Source organism: Pseudonocardia sp. HH130630-07 (assembly GCF_001698125.1).
GTDB lineage: Bacteria > Actinomycetota > Actinomycetes > Mycobacteriales > Pseudonocardiaceae > Pseudonocardia.
The window spans coordinates 5,639,766-5,664,624 of sequence record NZ_CP013854.1 but is presented as its reverse complement, the minus strand read 5'-3'; the positions used below and the strand labels follow the sequence as shown (position 1 = coordinate 5,664,624).

Annotated in this window: 23 protein-coding genes; 7 read left to right on the top strand and 16 right to left on the bottom strand. The window is 74.5% G+C overall.

The window, feature by feature from the left end; genetic code table 11:
- Positions 1–66: 66 nt before the first annotated feature.
- The 6 genes from AFB00_RS26780 to AFB00_RS33590 form a co-directional block, all read right to left on the bottom strand.
- Positions 67–687 (bottom strand): DJ-1/PfpI family protein, encoded by a 621-nt coding sequence (locus tag AFB00_RS26780; RefSeq protein WP_068799481.1) that lies wholly within the window; start codon positions 685–687, stop codon positions 67–69.
- A gap of 100 nt (positions 688–787) precedes the next feature.
- Positions 788–1,345 carry an O-methyltransferase gene (locus AFB00_RS26775; RefSeq protein WP_197519670.1) on the bottom strand — a complete coding sequence of 186 codons (558 nt, stop codon included), beginning with the start codon at positions 1,343–1,345 and terminating at the stop codon, positions 788–790.
- 117 nt (positions 1,346–1,462) lie between these two features.
- The gene (locus AFB00_RS26770; RefSeq protein WP_068799479.1) at positions 1,463–1,945 is read right to left on the bottom strand and encodes a DUF4188 domain-containing protein; all 483 of its coding nucleotides are present in this window, start codon (positions 1,943–1,945) and stop codon (positions 1,463–1,465) included.
- A gap of 69 nt (positions 1,946–2,014) precedes the next feature.
- A complete protein-coding gene (locus tag AFB00_RS26765; RefSeq protein ID WP_068799478.1) occupies positions 2,015–3,193 on the bottom strand; it encodes a CaiB/BaiF CoA transferase family protein in 1,179 nt (392 codons plus the stop codon).
- Between the two features lie 92 nt (positions 3,194–3,285).
- Complete coding sequence (locus AFB00_RS26760) at positions 3,286–3,909, bottom strand: hypothetical protein (RefSeq protein ID WP_068799477.1); 624 nt, start codon at positions 3,907–3,909, stop codon at positions 3,286–3,288.
- A 160-nt stretch (positions 3,910–4,069) separates the two neighbouring features.
- A complete protein-coding gene (locus AFB00_RS33590; protein ID WP_068800711.1) occupies positions 4,070–4,447 on the bottom strand; it encodes a YchJ family protein in 378 nt (125 codons plus the stop codon).
- A gap of 123 nt (positions 4,448–4,570) precedes the next feature.
- Here AFB00_RS33590 and cobT point away from each other — a divergent pair, with 123 nt between their 5' ends.
- From cobT to cobM, 3 genes are read left to right on the top strand one after another with little or no spacing between them, the layout of a single operon-like run.
- Complete coding sequence (gene cobT, locus AFB00_RS35875; protein WP_068799476.1) at positions 4,571–6,307, top strand: nicotinate-nucleotide--dimethylbenzimidazole phosphoribosyltransferase; 1,737 nt, start codon at positions 4,571–4,573, stop codon at positions 6,305–6,307.
- The gene (locus AFB00_RS26745) at positions 6,300–7,529 is read left to right on the top strand and encodes a bifunctional cobalt-precorrin-7 (C(5))-methyltransferase/cobalt-precorrin-6B (C(15))-methyltransferase (RefSeq protein ID WP_068799475.1); all 1,230 of its coding nucleotides are present in this window, start codon (positions 6,300–6,302) and stop codon (positions 7,527–7,529) included. Before cobT ends, AFB00_RS26745 begins: the two co-directional genes overlap by 8 nt.
- Positions 7,526–8,293 (top strand): precorrin-4 C(11)-methyltransferase, encoded by a 768-nt coding sequence (cobM, locus tag AFB00_RS26740; protein ID WP_068799474.1) that lies wholly within the window; start codon positions 7,526–7,528, stop codon positions 8,291–8,293. Before AFB00_RS26745 ends, cobM begins: the two co-directional genes overlap by 4 nt.
- Here the strand turns inward: cobM and AFB00_RS26735 are convergent.
- The 7 genes from AFB00_RS26735 to AFB00_RS26705 all read right to left on the bottom strand — a co-directional run bounded on the left by AFB00_RS26735 (position 8,278) and on the right by AFB00_RS26705 (position 15,518).
- Positions 8,278–8,976, bottom strand: coding sequence for a cupin domain-containing protein (locus tag AFB00_RS26735; protein WP_068799473.1), 699 nt, complete (start codon positions 8,974–8,976; stop codon positions 8,278–8,280). The two genes, cobM and AFB00_RS26735, sit on opposite strands and share 16 nt — an antisense overlap.
- The gene (locus tag AFB00_RS34295) at positions 8,973–9,179 is read right to left on the bottom strand and encodes a DUF6807 family protein (RefSeq protein ID WP_068799472.1); all 207 of its coding nucleotides are present in this window, start codon (positions 9,177–9,179) and stop codon (positions 8,973–8,975) included. Before AFB00_RS34295 ends, AFB00_RS26735 begins: the two co-directional genes overlap by 4 nt.
- A 106-nt stretch (positions 9,180–9,285) precedes the next feature.
- Complete coding sequence (locus AFB00_RS26725; protein WP_068799471.1) at positions 9,286–10,416, bottom strand: Gfo/Idh/MocA family protein; 1,131 nt, start codon at positions 10,414–10,416, stop codon at positions 9,286–9,288.
- A gap of 20 nt (positions 10,417–10,436) precedes the next feature.
- Positions 10,437–11,750: an ABC transporter substrate-binding protein gene (locus tag AFB00_RS26720; RefSeq protein ID WP_083275853.1), complete on the bottom strand. Its 1,314-nt coding sequence runs from the start codon at positions 11,748–11,750 to the stop codon at positions 10,437–10,439.
- Entirely contained in the window at positions 11,750–12,520 is a 771-nt protein-coding gene (locus AFB00_RS26715) for a carbohydrate ABC transporter permease (protein ID WP_068800710.1), read from the bottom strand. Before AFB00_RS26715 ends, AFB00_RS26720 begins: the two co-directional genes overlap by 1 nt.
- Positions 12,521–12,646: 126 nt before the next feature.
- The gene (locus tag AFB00_RS26710; protein WP_083275852.1) at positions 12,647–13,579 is read right to left on the bottom strand and encodes a carbohydrate ABC transporter permease; all 933 of its coding nucleotides are present in this window, start codon (positions 13,577–13,579) and stop codon (positions 12,647–12,649) included.
- A gap of 94 nt (positions 13,580–13,673) precedes the next feature.
- Positions 13,674–15,518 (bottom strand): glycoside hydrolase family 2 protein, encoded by a 1,845-nt coding sequence (locus AFB00_RS26705; RefSeq protein ID WP_231974092.1) that lies wholly within the window; start codon positions 15,516–15,518, stop codon positions 13,674–13,676.
- A 262-nt stretch (positions 15,519–15,780) separates the two neighbouring features.
- Here AFB00_RS26705 and AFB00_RS26700 point away from each other — a divergent pair, with 262 nt between their 5' ends.
- Both AFB00_RS26700 and AFB00_RS26695 read left to right on the top strand, forming a co-directional pair.
- Complete coding sequence (locus AFB00_RS26700) at positions 15,781–16,857, top strand: LacI family DNA-binding transcriptional regulator (protein WP_231974091.1); 1,077 nt, start codon at positions 15,781–15,783, stop codon at positions 16,855–16,857.
- Between the two features lie 28 nt (positions 16,858–16,885).
- Entirely contained in the window at positions 16,886–17,932 is a 1,047-nt protein-coding gene (locus tag AFB00_RS26695) for a LacI family DNA-binding transcriptional regulator (protein ID WP_068799468.1), read from the top strand.
- Here AFB00_RS26695 and zwf read toward each other — a convergent pair.
- A complete protein-coding gene (zwf, locus tag AFB00_RS26690) occupies positions 17,926–19,443 on the bottom strand; it encodes a glucose-6-phosphate dehydrogenase (protein ID WP_197519668.1) in 1,518 nt (505 codons plus the stop codon). The genes AFB00_RS26695 and zwf overlap by 7 nt on opposite strands.
- A 98-nt stretch (positions 19,444–19,541) precedes the next feature.
- Positions 19,542–20,672 carry a galactokinase gene (galK, locus tag AFB00_RS26685; RefSeq protein ID WP_068799467.1) on the bottom strand — a complete coding sequence of 377 codons (1,131 nt, stop codon included), beginning with the start codon at positions 20,670–20,672 and terminating at the stop codon, positions 19,542–19,544.
- A gap of 194 nt (positions 20,673–20,866) precedes the next feature.
- Here galK and AFB00_RS26680 point away from each other — a divergent pair, with 194 nt between their 5' ends.
- Positions 20,867–21,619, top strand: a complete 753-nt coding sequence (locus AFB00_RS26680; RefSeq protein WP_231974090.1) for a GNAT family N-acetyltransferase — start codon at positions 20,867–20,869, stop codon at positions 21,617–21,619.
- Between the two features lie 15 nt (positions 21,620–21,634).
- Here the strand turns inward: AFB00_RS26680 and AFB00_RS26675 are convergent, their stop codons facing one another.
- Complete coding sequence (locus AFB00_RS26675; RefSeq protein ID WP_068799466.1) at positions 21,635–22,819, bottom strand: ROK family transcriptional regulator; 1,185 nt, start codon at positions 22,817–22,819, stop codon at positions 21,635–21,637.
- A gap of 159 nt (positions 22,820–22,978) precedes the next feature.
- Here AFB00_RS26675 and edd point away from each other — a divergent pair, with 159 nt between their 5' ends.
- Positions 22,979–24,829: a phosphogluconate dehydratase gene (gene edd, locus AFB00_RS26670; RefSeq protein ID WP_068799465.1), complete on the top strand. Its 1,851-nt coding sequence runs from the start codon at positions 22,979–22,981 to the stop codon at positions 24,827–24,829.
- Positions 24,830–24,859 lie beyond the last annotated feature (30 nt).

The window sequence follows — 24,859 nt, the reverse complement described above, 5'->3', positions numbered from 1 at the left end:
CTCCGGTGCCCGGTTGCGGCCCGCAACCCGAACCACCGCGCCGGGCTGCGGCCCGACCGGATCCGGTCAGGCCAGGCCGTACTGGACGGCGAACGGGTCCCGGTCGGGATCGGTGCGGACCTCCAGCTCGATCTCCCGGGCCGCCGTGGCCGCGGCCTCGGGGCCGGACAGGTGCCCGATCAGGGCGGCCGTCATGTCCATTCCGGCCGCGACGCCCGAGGACGTCCACCGGTCCCGGTCGTGCACCCACCGGGCCTGCGGCACCCAGGTCACGTCCGTCCCGTGCCCGGTCACCCAGTCGAAGGCGCGCTTGTTGGACGTCGCCCGGTACCCCTCCAGCAGGCCGGCCGCCGCGAGCAGGGCGGACCCGGTGCAGACCGAGGCGATCAGGGGAGCGGGTGTGGCCCAGGCCGCGAGCCGCTCGAGGAAGGCGGGGTCCGTCGCGAGGTGGCGGGTGCCGGAGCCGCCCGGCACCAGCACGACGTCCGACGGCGGCGGGTCGGCGAGCGAGGCCGTGGCGATCACCTCGGCGCCCTGGCTGCTGCGCACGGGACCTGCGTCCGGCGCGAGGTAGGTGATCGTGTACTCGTCGGGGAGCCGGCTGAGGAGCTCGACCGGCCCGAACACGTCGAGCAGTTCGAAGCCGTCGAAGAGCAGCAGGCCGACGGTGCGGGGGATCCGGTCCATGTCCCCATCCTCACCGCGCCGGGCCGTCCACGCGACGCGTGCCGCTCCGGTCCACGTCACGGTGCCCGTACCGCGCCACGTAATGGCGGGGTGTGGTGGGTCAGGTGCGGGTGGCCAGGAGGAGGCCCTTGCCGACCGGGACCGTCACCGTCTGCGTGCCGGGGTCGGCGTCGAGCAGGGCCGCGAGCGGAGCGACCTCGGCCGGGTGGGACAGCGCGTTGTCCACCGCGAGCAGCCCGCCGGGGCGCAGCACCCGGACCGGGTGCGGCCACCAGGAGGCGTACTCGGTGCGCTCGGCGTCGAGGAGCAGCAGGTCCACGCTGCGCTCCGGCAGCCCGGCCAGGTACGCCCCGCCGTCGCCGCGGGAGAAGACGGCCCGCGCGGCGAGGCCGGCCTCGGCGAGTCGCCCGGTCGCGTCGGCCTGCACGGCGGTGTCGACGCTGGTCAGCCGGCCGTCGGTGGTGTCGAGAGCGGCGGCCAGGACGAGCGTCGAGGCCCCCTGGGAGGTCCCGATCTCCACCACCGTCCGGGCCCGGACCAGCCGGACGAGGAAGGCGAGCAGTTCACCGGTGTCCGGTTCCAGGACCCGCCAGCGCTGCAGGCGGTCGGGTTCGGCGGCGTCGTGCGCCCGGGCGTCGGTGAGGAGTCGGTCGAGCACGCGGTGCACCTTCGGATCCACCCCACCAGTCTGGACCCGCCGCCGTCCCGCTCGCCGGATCGCCCCCGCTCACCCGATCCCGTGCGCGGGCGGCGGACGGGTGCGCGGGGCCGGTTCTCACGCGGCGGCGCCGGGCCTGGTGAGGCGGCTGCGCGCGTCGGTGTTCCGGCCGTCGACGGGGCGGGTACCGAGGGCCAGGGCCAGGCCGGCGGGCGGCATGTCGCCGTAGCACGTCTCGAACTCCCCGACCGCGAACGTCTCGTGCCAGATACCCACCGCGCCCGGTACCCGGCGGGCCCGCCGGTTGAACGCCGCCCAGGCCGGGCGGTGCTCGCCCGAGGCGTCGACGGCGTAGGAGAACAGCGACTCGCGGTCCCGCCAGTACTGCACGACCAGCGGCCCGCCGGCGCCGATCAGCGTCCGGTATCCGAGCAGCCCGGAGTCCGGGTCCGCGGACAGCTCCGCGAGCATCCGGGGCATCGCGGCGAAGGCGGGCAGCCAGGCGTCCGGCCGCCACGGCTTGTTGATCCGCATCCCGATCAGGAAGACGACGATGTCGTGCTCGGTGGGCTCGGACGTCGTGCGGGCGTAGTGCGCCATCGGGCTGCTCCTCGTGTCGGGTACGGGAAGCATGACAGATAGCGGACAGTGCCGCTCTCCATAATCCGGTCAGCGGTCGAGCCAGTCCCGCACCTCGGCCGAGTCGGCGCCGGCCGGGGGAGGCGAGCGCCGGTAGGACGGCGGCGTCGCCGAGTAGTCGACCGGGTTGCGCACGGTCGGCACGGCGGCCGCGTCCGGCGCGCGGACGACCGGGTCCAGGCCGAGCTCCTCGGCGAGCGCTACGCCCTCGGCGACCGAGTTGATCGGCCCGCAGGGCACCCCGGCCGCGGTGATGGCGGTGTACCACTCCTGCGCGGAGCGCGTGGCCAGCCGGGCACGCAGACGCTGCTCGATCTCGACGCGGTGGGTGATCCGGTCCGACATCGTGGTGAACCGCGGGTCCTCGGCCATCGCCGGGTCACCGAGCACGGTCGCGAGCTTGCGGAACTGCGCGTCGTTGGCCGCGATCACGATCAGCTCGCCGTCGCCGGTGGGCATCGGCTGGTAGGGGAAGACGCTGGGGTGCTCGTTGCCCATCCGGTGCGGCACCGCCCCGGCGGCGACGTAGGCCTCGGTCTGGTTGACCAGCGTCGACATCGCGACCGCGAGCAGGTTCGTGCGGAGCAGCTGCCCCTCGCCGGTCCGTTCGCGGTGCTGCAGTGCCGCCGTGACGGCGAGGGCGGCGTGCAGGCCGGTGAGCACGTCGAACACCGCGACGCCCGCCCGGTACGGCGGCCCGTCGGCCGCGCCCGTGACGCTCATCAGGCCGGACACCGCCTGTACGAGCAGGTCGTAGCCGGGCAGGTGGGCGCCGCCGCGGTCGCCGAACCCCGAGATCGAGCAGTAGACGACCGACGGGTTGCGCTCCGCGACGGCGGCGTGGTCGAGCCCGAACCGGGCCATTCCGCCCGGTTTCATGTTCTCGACGACGACGTCGGCACGCTCGGCCAGCCGGTGCGCGGCGGCGAGGTCGGCCGGATCGCGCAGGTCGAGCACCACCGAGCGCTTGTTGCGGTTGATCGACAGGTAGTAGGTCGCGATGTTGCCGTGCTCGGGGTCGGTGCGGACCGGCGGCTTCCAGGTCCGGGTGTCGTCGCCGCCCGGGCCCTCGACCTTCACCACCGTGGCGCCGAGGTCGCCCAGCATCATCGTGGCGTACGGCCCGGCCAGGACCCGGGAGAAGTCGGCGACCAGCACGCCGTCCAGCGGTCCTCCGGTGGGCGCGTCGTCGAGCGGTGAGTGATCCACGCCCCGGCACGCTAGCCGGGCCGGGACCGGGTCGACAGTGCCGGCGGGCGGCTGCCACCCCGGTTCCCGGTCACGGTCGGGACGGGGCCCGGTCAGTCGCGGGCCGCGTCCCGGGCGACGGCCGCGGCCAGGCGGCCGCCCGCCCGCCCCGTACCCGCCGGTTCGGCCTGGGCGTTGACGACGGTCGACCCCGATCGCGCCGACCGGTAGTAGCGGCCGGTCCACCGGACGGGCGGGCGGGTGCGCAGCTCGCGGACGTTGCCGGTGCCGTGCGTGTCGACCAGTCGCTGCAGCGCCCGCGCGCCGTCGCCGTCGCCGTCGGGCATGTCGACGACCGCGACCGCGACGACCACCCGTGCGCCGCCCTCGCGGACCTCGAACAGCACCCGGGCCACCGCGGTGCAGGGGCGCCCGGCGAAGAACGTGCGGACCTCGCCGTAGGAGACGGCCGAGCAGTCGGTGCCGACGGCCCCGTCGAGCCGCCGGACCTGGCGCCCGGACCGGGCGAGGCGGCGGGCCACGCCGTCCTGGTCGCGGTCGCGGGCCCGTACGGAGCGGGACTCCGACCCCCGGCCGCCGGAGCGGGAGGCCGAGCCGCCCGAACCCGAGCCGCCCGAGCCGGACGAGACCGACGAGCCTGCGCCCGCCGTGCTCCCGGCGGCACCAGAAGCGCCGCCGATGGCGCCCAGTCCGCCACCGGCGGCAGCGACCGCCACCGCGACGAGCGCCGCGCCGACACCTCCAGCGACGGGCCTCTTCCCGGCCGGTTTGGCTCCGCACTTCCAGGTGCCGTCGTCGTTCCGTGGCTGATCCGCTCTACCCATCGTGGCTCCCCCTGCGTGATGTGAACAAGGAGTCGCAAACGTGGGCTGATCGTTACCGATCGGGGGAGATCTCGCCGTCCACGTAGTACCAGCGCCCGTCCTCCCGGACGAACCGGCTCCGCTCGTGCAGCACGCCGTCGGTCCGGTGCGCCCGGAACTCGACGACGCCGTCGGTCTCGAACATCGTCCCGCCGGAGCGGTCCACGATCTCCAGCCCGGTCCACACCGGACCGGGCTCCGGGCGCAGCCGGCGCGGCCGGGTCGACGGGTGCCAGGACGCCAGCAGGTGCGCCGCGTCGCCCCGGACGAACGCGGTGTAGCGGCTGCGCATCAACGCCTCGGCGGTCGGGGCCGGTCGGCCGCCGAGCACCGGGCCGCAGCAGGCGTCGAATGGGCGCCCGGTGCCGCAGGGACAGGTCACGGTGTCGATTATGGCCGCGCCCACCCGGCGGGTGTGAGGTGCCCGACCGGCCCCGGCCCGTCGGTTGACCACCTGTGCGGGCGTGTGGTCGTCTCGCCACGCCGTCGCGACGAGGACACCGGGAGGTCACGGGTGCCGGGCCACACTGAATCCGCTGACTTCTACGAGGTGCTGCACTCCCGCCGTGACGTCCGCACCGGGTTCCGCCCGGACCCGGTCGACGACGGCGTCCTCACCCGGGTGCTCGCCGCTGCGCACGCCGCCCCCAGCGTCGGGCTGTCCCAGCCGTGGGACTTCGTGCTCGTCCGCGACCGCGCCACCCGGGAACGGGTGCACGGCCTGGTCACCGAGCACCGCGACCGCTTCGCCGCGTCGCTCCCGGCGGCCCGGGCCGACGCGCTGCGCGGCATCCGGGTCGAGGCGATCCTGGAGACCCCGCTCAACGTCGTCGTCACCGCGGACCCGACCCGCGGCGGCCGGCACACCCTGGGGCGCCACCAGCGCCCGGAGACCGGGACCTACTCCGCGGCGCTCGCCGTGCAGAACCTGTGGCTCGCCGCCCGCGCCGAGGGACTCGGCGTCGGCTGGGTCAGCTTCTTCGACGACGACGGACTCGCGGCGGTGCACGACCTGTTCGGCCTGCCCGCGCACGTCGAGATCGTCGCCTACCTGTGCGTCGGGCACGTCGACGGGTTCGCCGACCGGCCCGAGCTGGAGGCGCACGGCTGGGCCCGGCGCCGCCCGCTGGACTGGGCGGTGCACCAGGAGACCTGGGGCGCCCGCGGGCTCCCGGGCGCCGGTCCGGCCCGGCTGCTGGACTCCACCGTCGCGGCGATCACCCCGACCGACGCCGCGGCCCGCGCCGCCGCCCGGGACCGGCTGGACCGGATGACGATGCCGCGCGGGGCACTGGGGCGGGTGGAGGACGTCGCCGTCGCACTCGCCGGGATCACCGGGACGGTGCCGCCCCCGGTACCCGCCCCGGCCGCGGTGGCGGTGTTCGCGGCCGACCACGGGGTGCACGCCCAGGGCGTCACGCCGTGGCCGCAGGAGGTCACCGTGCAGATGGTGGCGAACTTCCTCGACGGCGGCGCCGTCGTGAACGCCTTCGCCCGCCAGCTCGGGGCCGAGGTGCAGGTCGTCGACGTCGGGGTGGCCGCCGACCTGGACCCGGTGCCGGGCCTGCTGCCGCGCAAGGTGGCCCGGGGCACCGCGGACATGACCTCCGGCCCGGCGATGACCCGGGAGCAGGCGGTGGCGGCCGTCGAGCACGGGGTCGAGGTGGCGCGTGACCTCGTCGCCGCGGGGAACCGGTGCCTGCTGACCGGGGACATGGGCATCGCCAACACCACCGCGGCGGCCGCCCTGGTCTGCGCCCTCACCGGGGCCGACCCGGCCGAGGTGACCGGCCGCGGCACCGGGATCGACGACGAGACGCTGGCCCGCAAGACCGAGGTCGTGCGCCGCGCGCTGGATCTGCACCGGCCCGATCCGGCCGATCCGCTCGGGGTGCTCGCCGCCGTCGGCGGGCTGGAGCACGCCGGGCTCGCCGGCTTCGTGCTCGGCGCGGCCGCGCTGCGCACCCCGGTGCTCCTGGACGGGGTGATCGCCGGGTCCGCCGCGCTGGTCGCGACGGCACTCGCGCCGGCGGCGGCGGGGTACTGCCTGGCCGGGCACCGGTCGGCGGAACCGGGCGGGCGGATCGCGCTGGAGCGTCTCGGGCTGGTGCCGCTGCTGGAGCTGGACATGCGCCTCGGCGAGGGGACCGGGGCGTTGCTCGCGCTGCCGGTGCTGCAGGGCGTCGCCCGGGCGATGGCGGACGTCGCGACGTTCGACAGCGCCGGGGTCACGGACAAGACCGATGGGTGACCCGGTCGTCTCCGTCGTCGGGATCGGTGCGGACGGCTGGGCCGGCCTGCCCGAGCCGTCGCGGACGGCGTTGTGCGAGGCGCAGGTGCTGCTCGGCGGCCGTCGCCAGCTCGATCTGCTCCCCACCGGTGACGTCCGCGGCGTCCGCCGGGCGTGGCCGTCCCCGCTGGTCCCCGCGTTGCCCGCGATCCTCGACGACGTCGCCGAGCAGCGGGTCGCGGTGCTCGCCTCCGGCGATCCGATGTTCTTCGGGATCGGCGCCACCCTGGCCCGGATCACCGGGCCGGAACGGCTGCGCGTGCTCGTGCACCCCTCCTCGGTCGCGCTCGCCAGGGCCCGGCTGGGCTGGGGCGCCGAGCAGGTCCGGGTGCTGTCGGTGGTCGGGCGGCCGCTGGACCGGGTACGCCGGGTGCTCGCCCCTGGCGCCCGGCTGCTGGTGCTCTCCGCCGGTGCCGGATCGCCCGCCGCGATCGCGGAGCTGCTGGTCGCCGCGGGCTGGGGCGGCTCGGCGATGACGGTGCTCGAACGCCTCGGCGCCGACGACGAACGGTCGGTCACGGGCACCGCACGCGGCTGGCGCGGCGATGCCGACCCGCTCAACGTCGTCGCGGTCGAGTGCGTGCCGGATCCCGGGACCCGGCCGCCCGGGGAGACCCCGGGACTGCCGGACGACGCCTACGCCCACGACGGCCAGCTCACCAAGCGCGAGGTCCGCGCGGTCACCCTCGCCCACCTGGCGCCGCGGGCCGGTGAGCTGCTCTGGGACGTCGGTGCCGGGTCCGGCTCGATCGGGATCGAGTGGATGCGGGCGCACCCGGACTGCCGGGCGGTCGCCGTGGAGTCCCACCCGGAGCGCTCCGCCCGGATCCCGGCGAACGCGGCCGCGCTCGGGGTCCCCGACCTGCGGGTGGTCACCGGCCGCGCGCCGGACGCGCTCGCCGGTCTCGCGCCGCCGGACGTCGTGTTCGTCGGGGGCGGCCTGACCCGCCCCGGTGTGCTCGACGCCTGCCTGGCTGCACTGCGCCCCGGCGGCCGGTTGGTCGCGAACGCGGTCACCGTGCAGAGCGAGGCGGTGCTCGCGGCGGCGCACGCCACGCACGGCGGGGACCTCGTCCGGGTCCAGGTGGCCCGGGCCGAGCCGGTCGGCGGGTTCGACGGGTGGCGGCCGTCGATGCCGGTGACGATCTGGAGCTGGACCCGTACCGAGGGGGAACAGGGATGACCGTGCACTTCGTCGGCGCCGGGCCGGGCGCGGTGGACCTGCTGACCCTGCGGGCGCGCGACCTCATCGCCGCGTCGCCGGTGTGCCTCTACGCCGGCAGCCTGGTCCCGCCGGAGATGCTGGAGCTGTGCCCGCCCGGCGCCCGCACCGTGGACACCGCGCTGATGACGCTGGACGAGATCGTCGAGGAGATGGTCCGCGCGCACCGGCACGGGCTCGACGTCGCGCGCCTGGCGTCCGGCGATCCCTCGGTGTTCTCGGCGGTGGCCGAGCAGATGCGCCGGCTCGAGGCCGAGGGCGTGCCCTACGACATGTGCCCCGGGGTGCCGGCCTACGCCGCCGCGGCCGCCGCGCTGGGCCGCGAGCTGACGGTGCCGACGGTCGCGCAGACGGTGACCCTGACCCGGATCGCTGCCCGCGCGACGCCGATGCCCGACGACGAGGGACTGGCCGAGCTGGGCCGGGCCGGCGGCACGGTCGTCCTGCACCTCGCGGTGCACCGGATCGACGAGGTGGTCGACGCGCTGGCCCCGGCCTACGGCGGGGACTGCCCGGCCGCGGTCGTCGCGCACGCCTCCCGGGCGCACGAGATCGTGCTGCGCGGGACCCTGGAGGCCCTGCCGAAGGCGGTGCGCGAGGCGGGGATCGAGCGCACCGCCGTGATCATCGTGGGGGAGGCGCTGGCGGCGCGGCACTTCCCCGACTCCCACCTCTACTCGGCCGCCCGCTGCCGCGACGCCGGCGGCGGTCAGGACGCCTTGTAGGGCGCCAGCCGCCCGCACATGCCGAGCACCTCCTGCGGGGGCCGGTCCTGGCGGTGCACCTGCGCGTGGGCCAGGTGGCTGCCGTCGCCACCGCGCAGCGCCTCGATGCGGTCCGCGGTGCGGGCCGCCGCGGCACCGGCGCCGGCGGCCCACCGCTCCCGCCAGCGGTCCAGGAACGGCTGGGTGAGCCGGACCGCCGCGGAGTGGAACGCCGCCAGCGCGGCCCCGTCACCGGCCGCCAGCTCGGTGAACCCGGCGACGGCGAGGTCACGGCGCTCCCGGGCCCGGTCCGGCGACGGCCGATCGTCCGGCCCGGCGAGGTCGATCGCCCGGTCGTAGGACGCGCGGTCGGCGAGCCGGTCCGGCGGCAGGGTCAGCACCGCGTCGCCGGACTCCGGCAGGCCGGAGTTCTCCATCAGCACCAGGATCTCCAGGCCGCCGTCGTTGACCGCGCGGTGGATCGTGCCGGGGGTGAACCAGACGACGTCGCCGGGGCCGAGGGACTGCTCGGCGAACCCGGAGGTGGTGAGCGTCTGCAACCGCCCGGCGCCGCCGGTGACGATGTAGGCCTCGGTGCAGCACAGGTGCATGTGCGGGCTGCCGCCGCAGATCCCGTCGGCGGCTTCCCACGGGTAGACCTGCAGGGCGCTGAGCGCGACCCCGCCCGGCAACGGCGCCGTCATGCGGTCCCCCCGTCCCGGTGCGGCCCGGCGAAGCCCGCGGTGTCCCCGAACTCCCCGGCCCACCCGGCCAGCTCGTCGGGCTCCCGCACGCCGTCGGCGATGACGTAGCGGTGCCGCAGCTCGATCGTCTCGCCGTCGCCGAGCACGATCGGGTCGTGGAACGCGGGGGAGGGGGCGATCGCCGGGAACGGGTCGTTGCGCACGAACCACTTCAGCTCGCCGTGTGCCCGACGCCGAGCGCGAGCCCGTGCTCGTGGGTCACGGTGAGATCGCCGACGGATCGGCCCGAGCGGGTCACCTGTGTCGCGGTCATCGCACGACCTCCGGGGTGTCGGTGGGGAGCGTGCCGGGCCGGTAGGCCCCGCCGCCGTCGAGTGCGTCGTACCAGGGGTCACCGGGGCCCAGCTCGTCGCGCCGGACCGGGCGCCCGGTCATGGCCGAGCGGTAGAGCCCGGTGATCAGCTCCAGGCTGCGCCGGCCGTCCGCACCGGACGCCGGTGGCCGCTCGCCCCGGTCCATCGCGTCCAGGAACGTCGTCAGCTGGGCGGCGTGCGAGCTGGGCAGGTCGGTGCCGGGGAGCCAGGCCGCGGCGCGCTCCGGGTCGATGCCGGGCCGCGGGGTCCAGGTCCAGTCGCTGTTGTCGTAGCCGTACAGGTGCGACACCTCCACGGTCGCGTCGGTCAGGTCGAAGCGCAGGTAGCTCTCCTGGCGCGGGGACAGCACGCTGTTGACGACGGAGACGAGCGCGCCCGACTCCATGGTCACCACCGCCATTGAGACGTCCTCGGTCGCCACGTCGCGGGCCAGGGTCGACGCCGTCGCCGTGACCTGGTGCCAGTCGCCGAGCAGCGACAGCGTGAGATCCATCTGGTGGATCCCGTGGCCCATCGCCGGGCCGCCGCCCTCGGTCTCCCAGTTGCCCCGCCACGGCACCGCGTAGTACTCCTCGTCGCGGTACCAGAGGGTGTGGCAGACCGCGACCAGCGGACGGCCGAGCGACCCGTCCCGCACCTGCTCGCGGAAGGTCCGTGCGGCCGAGCCGAAGCGGTGCTGGAACACGTAGCCGACGTAGGGGCCGCCCTCGGACTCCGCGGCCGCCATCAGGTCGTACTCGGCCAGCGACACCGCCGGCGGCTTCTCGCACCAGACCCAGGCGCCGGCCCGCAGACAGCGGACGACGGTGTCGCGGTGCGCGACCGGCGGTGTGGCGACCACCGCGAGATCGGGGCGCTCGGCGGCCAGCACGGCGTCCAGGTCGGTCCCGCTGGTGTCCGCCCCCCAGCGCGCGGCGACGTCGGCGGCCCGCTGCGCGTCGGCGTCGACCACGCCGACGAGCCGGACCCCGGCGTCACGCAGCGCCGGCAGGTGGGAGCCCTCGGCGATGCCGCCGGCGCCCACCAGCACCACGCGCCTCGCCGGGCCGGTCGGGGATGCGGTCATGTGTCCTCCTCGTGCACGCGTCAGCCGCGTGCCGTGTCGACGGTCAGCCGGAGCTCCTCGATGAACCCGGCCGCGGCCTGCTCGGGCGTGGAGCTTCCGAAGATCACGTTGGTGTAGTAGCGCTGGGCGATCGACCCGGACCCGCTGGCGCCGGGCGGCGTCAGCGGGGAGGGCTCGCCGACCAGCGGTTGCAGGGCCTGCTCGTAGTCGCTGGCCTGGCGGGCCGGCGGCGCGAGCGTCGGCCGGAGCCGGTCGAGCACGGCGGAGTTCGGCGGGGCGCCGCGCTCGGTACCGAGGATGTCGGTGGCCTCGGTGTCGTTGGAGAAGAAGTCCAGCAGCAGTGCGGCCTCGGCCGGGTGCTCGCTCGCCGCGGACACCGACCAGTACATGGAGGGCTTGTAGAACAGCCCGATCCGGTCCGAGCCGCGGGTCCGGGGGAACCGCAGCAGGCGCAGCTCGGTGTCCGGCGCCGCGGCCTGCACCCCGGTGATCTCGTTGCTGAACATGCCGGTCATCACGGCCGACCCGTTGACGATCGGGAGCTGGCTCAGCGTGGCGGTCAGCGACTCGACCTGCACCGACGGCGGGGGCGACGCGCCGCTGTCGGTCAGCTCCCTGAGGTAGCCCCACCACTGCGCGAGCAGCTCGGGCGGCAGGATGACGTTGCCGATCTCGTCGTAGAGGTCCGCGCCGTGCTGGCGGGCCCACACCGCGATGTTGTGGGTGTCGATGGAGAGCCGGTCGATCCCCCAGACCTCCCCGCCGGAGCGGCGGTTGATCTCCTCGCCGAAGGCGCGCAGATCGTCCCAGGTCCAGGTCAGGTCGTCGGGCAGGTCCATGCCCAGCCGGTCGAGCACCGCGACGTTGGTGACGATGGTGCGGGCACCGGTGCCGCAGGGCAGCGCGTAGAGCACGTCCTGGACCCGGCCGGTGTCCAGTGCGGTCTCCGGGTACTGCGAGGTGTCGAGCTGTGCGCTCAGCGCCCCGAGGTCGAACAGCGCACCGCGGTCGGCGTAGGACCGGACGTAGAGCTCGTCGTTCTGCAGGAGGTCCGGTGCGTCGTTGGCCGCGAAGGCCGTCGCCATCCGGTTCCAGTACCCGCCGAACTCGTTGAACTCCCCGCGGACGGTGATGTTCGGGTACCGGCGCTGGAAGGCCTCGATGGCCTTGAAGGTCCGCTCGTGCCGGTTGTCCGAGCCCCACCAGGCGCAGCGCAGGGTGACCGGCTCGGTGGACAGGGTCAGGTCGGTCGTGGGCCGGGCGACCCCGCACCCGGCCAGTGCCGCCCCGGCGGCGGCCATCCCGCCGAGGAATAGGCGACGGCTGATCGGCATCACTTGCCTCCGGTGGTCGCGATGCCGCGCAGCAGGAAGCGCTGCCCGAACAGGAAGACGAGGAAGATCGGCACCAGGGAGACGACGCTCATCGCGAACAGCGGGCCGTAGGAACTCTCCGACTGGGCGTCGATGAACGACCGCAGCGCGACCGGGACCGTGTAGAGGTTCGGGTCGGTGAGGAAGATCAGCTGGGAGAAGAAGTCGTTCCAGGTCCAGATGAAGGTGAAGATCGCGGTCGTCGCCAGGGCCGGGACCATCAGCGGCAGCATCACCTGGGCGAAGATCCGGGCGTGCCCGGCGCCGTCGATCCGGGCGGCCTCGTCGAGCTCGCGCGGGATGCCCCGGATGAACTGCACCATCAGGAACACGAAGAACGCGTCGGTCGCCAGCAGCTTCGGCACGATCAGCGGCAGGAAGGTGTTGATCCAGCCGAGCTGGGCGAACAGCACGTACTGCGGAACGATCACCACGTGGATCGGCAGCATGATGGTCAGCAGCATGATGGCGAACGCGGTCCGCCGGAACGGGAAGGTCAGTCGGGCGAACGCGTACGCCGCCATCGAGCAGGACACGAGATTGGCGAGCACGGTGCCGAACACCACGATCGCCGAGTTCAGCAGGTAGGTGCTGAACGGGGCGGACAGCGCGTCCCAGCCCTCGGGGTAGTGCGTCATGTCGAAGGTGTCGACGAACAGTCCGAACCGGCGGAAGATCTCGGTCTCCGGACGGAACGAGCTGGCGATCATCCACAGCACCGGGTACAGCATCACCAGGGCGGAGACGATCAGCAGGGCGTGCGCGGCGATGCCGCGCCACCGGGCGGGCCTGCGGTCACGGGGGTGGTCGTGGGTGGTCCGGGCTCGGCGGGAGTGAGCCGGGCGGCGTCGGTCAGCTCAGTCGTCATAGAACACCCAATACTTCGAGGCCCAGAAGTTGATGGCGGTGAAGGCGGCGATGATGATCAGCAGCAGCCAGGCGAGCGCGGACGCGTAGCCCATGTTGAAGTTCACGAATCCCTGTTGGTACAGGTAGAGCGTGAAGAACAGGGTCGAGTCCGACGGCCCCCCGTTCCCGCCCGAGATGATGAACGCCTGGGTGAACGACTGGAACGAGTTGATGATCCCGAGCACCAGGTTGAAGAAGATGATCGGGGACAGCAGCGGCAGGGTGATCGACCGGAACTGCCGCAGCCGCGAGGCGCCGTCCACCGACGCGGCCTCGTAGTAGGAGGCCGGGATCTGGCGCAGCCCGGCCAGGAAGATCACCATCGGTGCGCCGAACGTCCAGACGTGCAGCAGCATCAGCGTGCCGAGTGCGGTGCTCGGGCTGGACACCCAGCCGGGGCCCTCGATCCCGGTGACCGCGAAGAGGATCTGGTTGACCAGCCCGTCGCTGCCGAAGGTGCGCCGCCACAGCTCGGCCACCGCGACGCTCGCGCCGAGCAGCGACGGCAGGTAGAAGATCGAGCGGTAGAGCGCCAGCCCGCGCAGCCCCCGGTCCAGCAACAGCGCCAGCGCGAGCGCCACCGCCAGCTGGACCGGGGTCGAGATCAGCACGTAGAGCGTGGTGACACCGAGCGAGCGGAACAGCCGGACGTCGGTGGTCATCCGCTCGATGTTGGTCAGGCCGGTGAAGTTCGCGTCCTGCAGCAGGTTGTAGTCGGTGAACGACAGGTACAGCGACATGGCCATCGGGCCGATGGTGATCAGTGTCAGGCCGAGCAACCACGGGGCGAGGAAGCCCAGCGCCGCCCGGTCGTTGCGGGGGCGTGCCCCTGGCGGCGCTCCGCGCGCACTGCTGCGCAGGCCGCGCAGCTCGTTGACCATGCTCACGTCGTGGACCTCCTGGCGTCGCGTCGTTACGTCGCGCAGCGGGCTGGTTGCGGGATGGGGGAGGGGCCCCGGCCGGGACGGCCGGGACTCAGGCGACGGTCGGGGCGACCCGCCGGCTGGCTTCGGTGGCTTCGGTCGGGACCGCCTGGGACGGACGGGTGATGATGTCGCGCAACACGTCCACCGGCAGCTTGGGCTTGCGGTCCTCGGTCACCAGACCGTTGCGCTCCTGCTCGGTGTCGGTGAGCTGGGTGTAGCAGAACCCGGCCAGGTCGGGGCTGTCGTGGACGGCGTCGAACAGGCCGCGCAGCCGCTCCTCCAGCTCCTCCGGCGAGGTCACCGTGGCGTAGCCGAACCAGCTCTCGTCGGCGGCCGGTGCGAAGCTGAGCCCGCCGAACTCCGTCAGCACGACGGGTGCGCCGGCGTCCGACCGGTGCCCGCGCAGGTGCACCCGGCGCGGGCCGGGCCAGCGGTCGTCGAGCGCCCGCTCGACCGACGCGCGGTCGCCGTAGCGCTCGCGCAGCAGGTCGCCGTGCGGGGCGTAGTCGTGCACCCCGACGATGTCGCTGCGCGCGTGCTCCCAGCCGTCGTTGGAGATGACCGGCCGGGAGCCGTCGACGGCCTTCGTCAGGTGGTAGAGCGCCTGCAGGTGGTGCTGCTGCTCGGGCACCGACGCCGCGTCGCTCACCCCCCAGCTCTCGTTCATGGGGACCCAGGTGACGATCGACGGGTGGCTGCGGTCCCGGCGGACCGACTCCAGCCACTCCGCGGCCACCTGCTCCACGACGTCCGGGCCGAACTCGTACGCGCTCGGCATCTCCGCCCACACGAGCAGGCCGATCCGGTCGCACCAGGCCAGGAACCGGGGGTCCTCGATCTTCTGGTGGATCCGGATCCCGTTGAACCCGAGCTCCTTGGCGAGCTCGGCCTCGCGGCGCAGGCCGTCCGGGGCCGGGGCGGCCAGGTGCGAGTCCGGCCAGTACCCCTGCGACAGCGCCAGGCGCAGGAAGACCGGGCGGTTGTTGAGCAGGAAACGGCCGTCCTCGACGCGGATCTCGCGCAGCCCGAGATAGGAGTCCACGGTGTCGACGACCGTGCCGCCGTCGGTGCCGCCGTCGAGGACCTCGACGGTCGCGTCGACGAGGTTCGGCCGCTCCGGCGACCAGAGCAGCTCGTCGCGGTTCATCTCGTGCCGCAGCGCCGGGACCGCCACGTCGAACACCATCCGCCGCCGGTCGGCGAGCACGGTCTGGTCGGCCAGTGTGGTGCCGTCGGCGGTGCTCAGCCGGACCCGGACCCGCAGCGGACGGTCGGTCGCGGGTGGGCGGGACAGGTCGACCTCGCAGCGGACCGACGCCCCGGCGACATCCGGTGTCCAGTGCAGCTCGCGGATGTGGCGGGCCGGGACGGTCTCGGCCCAGACGGGCTGCCAGATCCCGGTCGTGCGGTGGTAGAAGATCACGTGCGGGTCGTCGCGCCAGCCCTGCTTGCCGCGCGGCTGGGCGGCGTCGAGGCGGTCCTCGGCCCGCACGACGAGCACCTGGTCGGCGCCGGCGACGAACGCGTCCGTGGCGTCCAGGGCGAACGGCGTGTGCCCGCCCCGGTGCTCGCCGAGCCGCGCGCCGTCGAGCCAGACCGTGGCGTGGTGGTCGACCGCGCCGAAGTGCAGGACCAGCCGGTGACCGGGTGCGGGCGGGTCGAGCCGGACCGTCCGGCGGTACCAGACGACCGGGTGCGGTGTGGAATCGTGGATGCCGGAGTCGCGGGACTCGAACGGGTACGGCACCTGGATGGTCCGGTCGAACGGCTCGGCGGTGGTCGCCCAGCCCTGGTCGAGTCCGGCGTCGGAGTCGTCGAAGGCGAACTCCCACTCGCCGCACAGGTCCTGGCGGTGCGGCCGTACGAGCTGCGGGCGGGGGTGGTCTACGAGCACGTGCACTGCTCCGATCGGCGGAGTCGGAAACGTCTGGTGGGCCGCCCGCACACGGCGGACGGCCGGGCCCGGTCACGGGCTCCGGAGGGGCCGCCGCCGCCCGTCGAGCGGGACCGGCGTCGTCCCAACGAGCGAAATTTACTACGAAGAAAACCCGGCGAACAAGGTGCGACCAGCAATCCCAAACATCTACCTTCTACGCTGTACAGCCGAGTCCGGTGCGGTGGGGCAGGCGGGCCGGTACAGCAGGGAGGACGGGGAAGTGGAGCGGAGCCCGGGAGAAGCGTCCGAGCGGCCGCGGATGGTCGACGTCGCCCGCGTGGCGGGGGTCTCCCAGAAGTCGGTCTCGAACGTCGTCAACGGGTACGAGCACGTGTCGCCCGAGCTGCGCGCCCGGGTCGAGCGGGCGATCGAGCTGCTGCGGTTCCGCCCGAACAACGCGGCGCGCACCCTGCGGACCGGCCGGACCGGGGTGATCGCCGTCGCCGTGCCGAGCCTGTCCGCCCCCTACTTCGCCGAACTGGCCAGCGACCTCACCGACGTCGCGTCCGCGCAGGGCGCGGCCGTCCTGTTCGACGAGACGCACGGGAACCCGGCCCGTGAGGCCGAGGCCGCCCGCGGGGTGCGCGAGGGCGCCATCGACGGGCTGGTGCTGAGCCCGCTCGCGCTGTCGGTGTCCCAGCTGGCGGACTCGGCGGCGCACCTGCCGACCGTGCTGCTCGGTGAGAGCGAGCTGCCCGACGGGGTGGACCGGGTCGTGATCGACAACGTGGCGGCCGCCCGGGAGGCCACCGAGCACCTCATCGGGCTCGGCCGGCGGCGGATCGCCGCGGTCGGCGCCCCCACCGGCGCGGACCGGAGCACCGGTTCGCTGCGGCTGCGCGGCTACCGCGAGGCGCTGGCCGCCGCCGGCCTGGGCGGCGACGACCTGGTGGTGCCGACGGCCGGGTTCAACCGCCGCCGCGGGGTCGGAGCGGCCGACCGGCTGTGTGCCCTGCCGGAGCTGCCCGACGCCGTGTTCTGCTTCAACGACGCGCTGGCCGTCGGCCTGCTCGCCGGGTTGCGCAGCCGGGGGATCCGGGTGCCGGACGACGTCGCCGTCGCCGGGTTCGACGACGTCGAGGAAGCCGTCTACTGCCATCCGGCCCTGACCTCGGTCTGGGTCGACCGGCGCCGGATCGCCGAGTCGGCGGTGGCGATGCTGCTGCGCCGGATCGGGGGCGGCGCGGACTCCGCGGCCGAGCACGTGGAGGTCGGGCACGAGCTCGTCGTGCGGGAGTCGAGCACGCCACAGGCACGCGTGCCGGAGTCGGCCGGGTCGGCGGATCGCCTAGGCTGATCCGCCGGTGGCGGGAGAGGGAGATCTGGTGACCACTCTGGCTGACGTGGCGCGCCGCGCCGGGGTCTCGCTCGCCACGGCGTCGCGGGCGCTGAACGGCAGCGCCGGCCGCACGGTCGCGCCGGAGCTGGCCGAGCGCGTCCTCACCGCGGCGGCCGACCTGGACTACACCCCCAACGCGCAGGCCCAGGCGATGGCCAGGGGGCGGTCGACGACCGTCGGGCTGGTCGTGCACGACATCGCCGACCCGTACTTCGCCGCGATCGCCTCCGGCGTGATGTCCGCGGCGGCCGATCGCGGGCTGCTGGTGACGGTGGCCAGCTCCGAGCGCGACGTGGACCGCGAGCTGAACCTGGTGGAGATGCTGCGCAGGCAGCGGGTACGGGCGGTCGTGCTCGCCGGGTCGCGCAGCTCGCGCCCGGGCCACACGAGCCTGGTCCGCGGTGAGCTCGCGGCGATCCGCCGGGACGGTGGCTCGGTCGCGGCGATCGGGCAGGACGTGCTGGAGGTGCCCACCGTCGTCGTGGACAACCGGTTCGCCGCGGCCGCGCTCGCCCGGTCGCTGTACGGGCTGGGGCACCGCGAGTTCACCGTGCTCGCCGGGCCGGAGGACCTGCTCACCGCCCGCGACCGGGCCGAGGGCTTCGCGCTGGGACTCGCCGAGCTGGGCCTCGAACTGGCGCCGGACCGGATCGTCGAGTCACGCTTCGACCGCGACGGCGGGTACGCCGCCGCGGCCGGGCTCGCCGTCGACGGGGCGATCGCCGGGCACTGTCTGTTCGTCGTCAACGACGTGCTGGCGCTCGGCGCGGTCTCCGCGCTGCGGGACTCCGGCCTGCGGGTGCCCGAGGACGTCGCCGTCGCCGGGTTCGACGACATCCCGACCCTGCGCGACGTGCGCCCGCTGCTGACGACGGTGGCGCTCCCGCTGGTGAAGATGGGCCGGTCGGCACTGGAGCTGGCTCTCGACTCCGACGCCACCGCCGCCGCCGAGGACGAGCGGATCGTGATCGGCGGGCACGTCGTGCTGCGGGAGAGCACCCGCCGCCGGGTGCCCGCCGCGGGCCCTCAGTAGTCCTCGTGCCAGGACCGGCCGTCGCGCTCGATGAGCGCGGTGGCCGCCGCCGGGCCGGTGCTGCCCGCGGCGTAGGGCCGCGGCCGCTGGCCGGTGCGTTCCCAGCTGCGCAGGACGGGCTCGGCCCAGGTCCACGCGGCCTCGATCTCGTCGCGGCGCATGAACAGCGTGGGGTTGCCCCGCAGCACGTCCATGAGCAGCCGCTCGTAGGCGTCCGGCAGCCGGTCGCCGAAGGTCCGGGCGAACGACAGGTCCAGCGGGGCCGGGATCGGCCGGATGCCGCCGGGGCCCGGCTCCTTGGCCGTCAGGTGCAGGCGGACGCCCTCGTCGGGCTGCAGCCGGATGACGAGGCGGTTCGCCGGGAACTCCCCGTCGAAGCCGGAGAAGATGGAGTGCGGGACCGGCTTGAACTGGACGACGATCTCCGACGCGTGGGTACCGAGCCGCTTGCCGGTCCGCAGGTAGAACGGCACCCCGGCCCAGCGCCAGTTGGCGACCTCGGCCCGCAGCGCGACGAACGTCTCGGTGTCGGAGTGGTCCCGCTCGCGCGGGGTGCCCGCCCGGGACTCGGCGAGCTCGGTGGCGTAGCTGGGCACGGCGGTGCCGTCGACCAGGCCCTCGACGTACTGGCCGCGGACGGTGTCCCGGACGACGTCGGCACCGTCGAGCGGCGCCAGCGACTGCAGGACCTTCAGCTTCTCGTTCCGGACGCCCTCGCCGTCGATCCGGGCCGGCGGTTCCATCGCGACCAGGCACAGCAGCTGCAGCAGGTGGTTCTGGACCATGTCCCGCAGCGCGCCGGATCCGTCGTAGTAGTCCGCGCGGTTCCCGACGCCGATCGACTCGGACACGGTGATCTGGACGTGGTCGATCTGGCCGGCGTTCCACAGCGGCTCGAACAGCGAGTTGGCGAAGCGCAGGACCAGCAGGTTCTGCACCGTCTCCTTACCGAGGTAGTGGTCGATCCGGTAGATCTGCTCCTCGGCGAAGACCGAGCCCACCTCGTCGTTGATCGCCTGCGCGGAGGCCAGGTCGTGGCCGAGCGGCTTCTCCAGCACGACGCGGGTGCGCTCGTCGATGATCCCGGCCTCGGCGCTGCCGACGCAGATCCGCCCGAACAGCTGCGGCGCCGACGCGAGGTAGAGCACCCGGGTCCGGTCGTCGGCGGGGCCGAGCAGCTCGGCCAGCTGGGACCAGTCGTCGTCGGCGACGTCGAGCGTGACGTGGTGCAGCCGGGCGAGGAACCGGTCCACCACGGCGCCGTCGTCGCACGCGTCCGGGCCGGCCCAGCGCGGCGCCGTGCGGCGCAGCTCCGAGTCGACCTTGTCGCGGTACCCGGCGACGTCCAGGCCCGAGCGCGACACGGCGACGACCCGGGTGTCCGTGCCCAGCTGGCCGTCCCGGTCGCGCAGGTAGAGCGCCGGCAGGAGCTTGCGCATCGCGAGATCGCCGGTACCGCCGAACACGACGATGTCGGCGGGCCCCATGACGGGCAGGTGGTGGTGCGGCACGGGCCGGCTCCTCGGTCTCACGGGTGTTGTTGTGCCTGTCGGTCCGCGGGACACGGACCATTCCGCACGATACAACCTCCGATACGTACTTCGAAACCCTAAGAGAGGCGGCCCGCACCGTCGCTCGGGGTGCCCGCGAACACCGCGGGCGCCGTCCAGCCCCGTGCCGCGTAGGCGCTCTCGACGGCTGCGACGACCCGCCCGGTCCCCGACGCCTCGCACAGTGCGATCACGCAGCCGCCGAACCCGCCGCCGGTCATCCGGGCGCCCACCGCGCCGCCCTCGCGGGCCGCCTCGACCGCCACGTCGACGTGCGGCACGGTGATCTCGAAGTCGTCGCGCATCGAGGTGTGCGATGCGTCGAGCAGCGGACCGATGTCCCGCGGGTCCGCCCCGGTCGAGAGCAGCTCCACCACGGCGAGTACCCGGTGGTTCTCGGTGACGACGTGCCGGGCCCGGCGCCGGATCCGGTCGTCGTCCAGCCGGTCCAGGTCCGCGGTGGTGGCGTCGCGCAGGGCGGGCAGCCCCAGCTCGCGGGCCGCACGCTCGCAGTCGGCCCGGCGGGCGCCGTACTCGCCGTCGGCGTGCGCGTGCGGGGCCCGGGTGTCGATCACCAGCAGCTCGAGGCCGTGCGCGTGCAGGTCGAACGGCACCAGCTCGACGGTGTCGTCGCGGGTGTCGAGGAACACGAGGTGCCCGGCCCGGCCGTGCATCGAGGCCATCTGGTCCATCCCGCCGGTGGGCGCCCCGACGAACTCGTTCTCCGCGCGCCGGGCGATCCGCGCCAGCTCCGTGCGGCCCGGCTCGATCCCGGCCAGGTCGGCCAGCGCCACCCCCACGGCGCACTCCAGCGCGGCCGACGAGGACAGCCCGGCTCCCACCGGGACGTCGGAGTCCAGCTCCAGGTCGACCTCGCCGATCGGGTGGCCGGCCTCGCGGAAGGCCCAGCAGGTGCCCGCGACGTAACCGGCCCAGCCCGGCACGTCACCGGGGGTCGCGGTGACCGCGGAGAACTCCACGGGTTCGGCCTCCTGGGCCGAGCGGACCCGGCTGCGCGCACCGGTGGCCGGTGCCGCGGTGACCACGGCGCGCTGCGGCAGCGCGAACGGCAGCACGAAGCCGTCGTTGTAGTCGGTGTGCTCGCCGATCAGGTTTACCCGGCCCGGCGCGAACCACACCCCGGTGGCCACCGGGTCGTGGGCTGCGGTGTCGGTGAGGCCGTGGGTCATCGACGGGTTCCTTCGGTTGGAGGTGGGGGACCGGTGCCGGGCGACGCCGCGGGGTCGCCGGGAGGCGGGGAGTGGCTCGGCGACCGTGCGGACGAGCCCGCGGCGGGGCCGGAGCCGCGGCCCCGGTGTCGCGTGCTGGGCACCGTAGCCGACCCGGGGAGCGCGGTCACCGGGTGCGGAGGGACGATCGACGGGTGCTCGATCCCGTCCCGCCCGCGTCGTCCGCCGCGCTGGAGACCGCGCTGGACGCGGCGCTGCGCAGTCCCGTGCCCGCCGCACTCGGCGGGCGGCTCGCCACGTTCGGTGCGGTGCGCGGTGCCGCGGCCCGCTTCGACGCCGGTGTCTCACCGTTCGGCGGGCTCCCGGTCGAGGCGTCCGGGGCGGACTGGGCCGACCTCGCCGCGCTGAGCGGCCCGGGCCGGGCCGTGGTGCGGGTCGCGGAGGGGGAGGATCCGCCGCGGGTCCCGCGCGGGTGGGCACTGGAACGGGAGTTCCCGGGCGTCCAGATGGACGGCCGCGCGGTACCGGGTGCCCCGGACCCCGGCGCCGTCGAGCTGGGCCCTGCGGACCGGCCGGCGATGGCGGCCCTGGCCGAGCGCACCCGGCCCGGCCCCTGGCTGCCGCGGACCGCGGAGCTCGGCCGGTTCGTCGGCATCCGCAGCGGCGGAGTACTGGTCGCGATGGCCGGCGAGCGAATGCGGATCGGCCCGGCCGGTGCCGGCGGCGCGACCGAGATCAGCGCCGTGTGCACCGATCCGGCGTTCCGCGGCCGTGGGCTGGCCCGGCGGCTGGTCGACGCGGTCGTCGCCGGGATCGTCGCCCGGGGTGAGCGACCGGTCCTGCACGCGTCGGCGCTGAACGACGGCGCGATCCGGCTCTACACGGCGATGGGGTTCACCGTCGCCCGGCCGATGCGGTTCGACCAGATACGCACGCCGCCCGGCTGACCCGGGCCCGGGGACTCAGACCGACAGCGTCGCGTCGACGGCACCGGCGGAGAGCACCTCGTCCAGGACCAGGATGGCGCAGCCGGTGACACCACTGCGCCCGGCGAGGCGGCCCGGCTCGATCCGCAGGTTCTGGGTGGCGGTGGCCATGGACCGCCGGTAGATCGCCTCGCGCACCCCGGCCACCAGCGGGTCGAACGCGCCCACCAGGTCGCCGCCGATCGCGACCAGCGCCGGGTTGACCAGGTTCACCGCCGCGGCGAGCACCTCGCCGAGCCGGCGCCCGGCGATCCGGACCAGCCGGACCGCGTCCGGGTCGCCGCGCCGGACCAGGTCCACCACGTCCGCGATCGAGGTGACCTCGCCGTCCGGGCGCCCGGCGGAGAGATCACGGACCAGCGCCCGGCCGGAGGCCAGTACCTCCAGGCAGTCGACGTTGCCGCAGCCGCAGCCGACGCCGGGGCCGTCCTGCACCGGGGTGTGCCCGATCTCGCCGGCCGCGCCCCACGCACCGCGCTGCAGCGCCCCGCCGGACACCAGGCCCGCCCCGACCCCCGACCCGATCTTGACCATGAGCAGGTCGCCGACGTCGGGATGGGCGTCGTGCTCGGCGAGCGCCATCACGTTGACGTCGTTGTCGACCCGGACCGGTGTCGGGAAGCGTTCGGTGAGCAGCGGGGGCAGCGCGACGCGCTCCCAGCCCGGCAGCGCCGGCACACCGACCGAGCAGCCGTTCGCGCCGTCGACCGCACCCGGGATCGACAGTCCGATGCCCCGGATCGCGGAGTCGGGGACGCCCGCGTCGAGCAGCAGTTTCTCCAGCGTGGTGACGGCGTCGGCGAGCAGCCGGTGCGGGCCGACCGACGCCGGCAGGTCGATCACGTTCTCCGCCAGGATGGTCCCGGCGAGGTCGCAGACGGCGGCCTTGGAACGGCTCACACCGACCGACAGTGCGAGCACGGCCCCGCCGGCGGCGTGGAACTCCAGCCGGGCGGCCGGGCGGCCGCCGGTCGCGGCCGCGCCGACGACCTCGGTGACCAGCCCGTCGGCCAGCAGCCGGTCGACCCGGGCCGCGACGGCGGTCCGGGACAGGCCCGTCTCCCGGCCGATCTCGGTCCGGGTGGCGGCGACGCCCTCCCGGACCAGCCGGAAGATCTCGCCCGCGGTGGCGGGCGCGCTGGTGGGGGTGCGTCCTCGCATTCGTCCAGTGAACCACAGGGGTTTGAGCTGGTGAAACACTGATCGTTCCGCACTAATGTCGTGTAAGTACAGAACGGTATCGCTAGAGTGCGAAAGGCGGTCGTCCGACGGCCGCGACGTCCGGCCCGCCATCCACCCACCACAGGAGGTCGACGCGCTGTGACCACGTCCGCCGAGCACCGCCCGGAGCTCCACCCCGTCGTCGAGGAGATCACCCGGCGGGTCGTCGCCCGGTCCGCCACGACCCGGGCCGCCTACCTGGAGCGTGTGCGCTCCGCCGCGGCCGCGGGTCCCGCCACCGGCCCGGCCCGGGACGGGCTGGGGTGCTCCAACCTCGCCCACGGCGTCGCCGCCTGCGGTCCCGACAAGCTCACGCTGAGCGCGTCCCCCGCCCGCAACCTGGCCGTCGTCACCGCCTACAACGACATGCTGTCGGCGCACCAGCCGTTCGAGACCTACCCCGCGCTGATCAAGCAGGCCGCCCGGGAGGCCGGCGGTGTCGCTCAGGTAGCCGGGGGCGTGCCCGCCATGTGCGACGGGATCACCCAGGGCCGCGCCGGCATGGAGCTGTCGCTGTTCTCCCGGGACGTGATCGCGATGTCCACCGCGGTGGCGCTCTCGCACGACATGTTCGACGCGGCCGTACTGCTGGGCGTCTGCGACAAGATCGTGCCCGGGCTGGTGATGGGCGCCCTGTCGTTCGGGCACCTGCCGGTGCTGCTCGCCCCGGCCGGGCCGATGACCTCGGGCCTGCCGAACAAGGAGAAGGCCAGGGTCCGCCAGCTCTTCGCCGCGGGCGAGGCCGGTCGCGACGAGCTGCTCGCCGCCGAGTCGCAGAGCTACCACGGGCCCGGCACCTGCACGTTCTTCGGCACCGCGAACTCCAACCAGCTGCTCATGGAGATCATGGGCCTGCACCTGCCGGGCTCCACGTTCGTCAACCCCGGCACCGGGCTGCGGGACGCGCTGACCGCCGAGACCGCCCGGCGGGCGCTCGCCGCCGCCGGGGACCGCTCCATGGCGATGGGCGAGATCGTCGACGAGAAGGCCGTCGTCAACGGGATCGTCGCGCTGCTGGCGACCGGTGGCTCGACCAACCACACGATGCACCTCGTCGCGATGGCCGCCGCCGCGGGCGTCCGGATCACCTGGGACGACTTCTCCGACCTGTCCTCGGTCGTGCCGCTGCTCGCCCGGATCTACCCCAACGGCCAGGCCGACGTGAACCACTTCCGGGCCGCCGGTGGCATCCAGCTGCTGACCCGGGAGCTGCTGTCGGCCGGTCTGCTGCACGACGACGTCGGCACCGTCGACGGGCCCGGCCTGCACCGCTACACCCGCGAGCCGTTCCTCGAGGACGGCGGGCTGGTCTGGCGGGAGGGCCCGGAGGAGAGCCTCGACAAGTCCGTGCTGCGCGGGGTCGCCGACCCGTTCGCCCCGGAGGGCGGTCTGCGGGTGCTCCACGGCAACCTCGGACGGTCGGTGGTGAAGACCTCGGCCGTCGAGCCCGACCACCGCTACATCGAGGCGCCGGCCGTCGTCGTCGACGACCAGGACGACCTGCTCGCGGCCTACGCCGCCGGTGAGCTGGACGGGCGGGACCTCGTCGCCGTCGTCCGGTACCAGGGGCCGCGCGCCAACGGGATGCCCGAGCTGCACAAGCTCATCCCGGCGCTCGGGGTGCTGCAGGACCGCGGGCAGCGGGTCGCCCTCGTCACCGACGGGCGGATGTCCGGGGCGTCCGGCAAGATCCCGGCCGCGCTGCACGTCACCCCGGAGGCCGCCCGCGGCGGGCCGCTGGAGAAGCTGCGCGACGGGGACGTCCTCCGGGTCGACACCCTGAACGGCACACTGTCGGTGCTGGTCGACGCCGACGAGTTCGACGCCCGCGAACCCGTACGGCGCGGTGGTCCCTCCGGCCCGACCTTCGGTGCCGGGCGGGAGCTGTTCGCCGCGTTCCGGGCCGTCGTCGGCCCGGCCGACGAGGGCGCGGCCGTCACGTTCCAGTAAGAGGCTGCAGTAGAGGAAGGGAACCGAGCA

Excerpts from the sequence above, each read along its gene's own strand:
- AFB00_RS26780 (WP_068799481.1), bottom strand. The coding sequence starts at position 687 with ATGGACCGGATCCCCCGCACCGTCGGCCTGCTGCTCTTCGACGGCTTC.
- cobM (WP_068799474.1), top strand. The coding sequence starts at position 7,526 with ATGACCGTGCACTTCGTCGGCGCCGGGCCGGGCGCGGTGGACCTGCTG.
- AFB00_RS26710 (WP_083275852.1), bottom strand. The coding sequence starts at position 13,579 with ATGGTCAACGAGCTGCGCGGCCTGCGCAGCAGTGCGCGCGGAGCGCCG.
- AFB00_RS26715 (WP_068800710.1), bottom strand. The coding sequence starts at position 12,520 with ATGCTGTACCCGGTGCTGTGGATGATCGCCAGCTCGTTCCGTCCGGAG.
- AFB00_RS26725 (WP_068799471.1), bottom strand. The coding sequence starts at position 10,416 with ATGACCGCATCCCCGACCGGCCCGGCGAGGCGCGTGGTGCTGGTGGGC.
- AFB00_RS26675 (WP_068799466.1), bottom strand. The coding sequence starts at position 22,819 with ATGCGAGGACGCACCCCCACCAGCGCGCCCGCCACCGCGGGCGAGATC.
- AFB00_RS26770 (WP_068799479.1), bottom strand. The coding sequence starts at position 1,945 with ATGGCGCACTACGCCCGCACGACGTCCGAGCCCACCGAGCACGACATC.
- AFB00_RS26745 (WP_068799475.1), top strand. The coding sequence starts at position 6,300 with ATGGGTGACCCGGTCGTCTCCGTCGTCGGGATCGGTGCGGACGGCTGG.
- AFB00_RS26735 (WP_068799473.1), bottom strand. The coding sequence starts at position 8,976 with ATGACGGCGCCGTTGCCGGGCGGGGTCGCGCTCAGCGCCCTGCAGGTC.
- AFB00_RS26720 (WP_083275853.1), bottom strand. The coding sequence starts at position 11,750 with ATGCCGATCAGCCGTCGCCTATTCCTCGGCGGGATGGCCGCCGCCGGG.
- galK (WP_068799467.1), bottom strand. The coding sequence starts at position 20,672 with ATGACCCACGGCCTCACCGACACCGCAGCCCACGACCCGGTGGCCACC.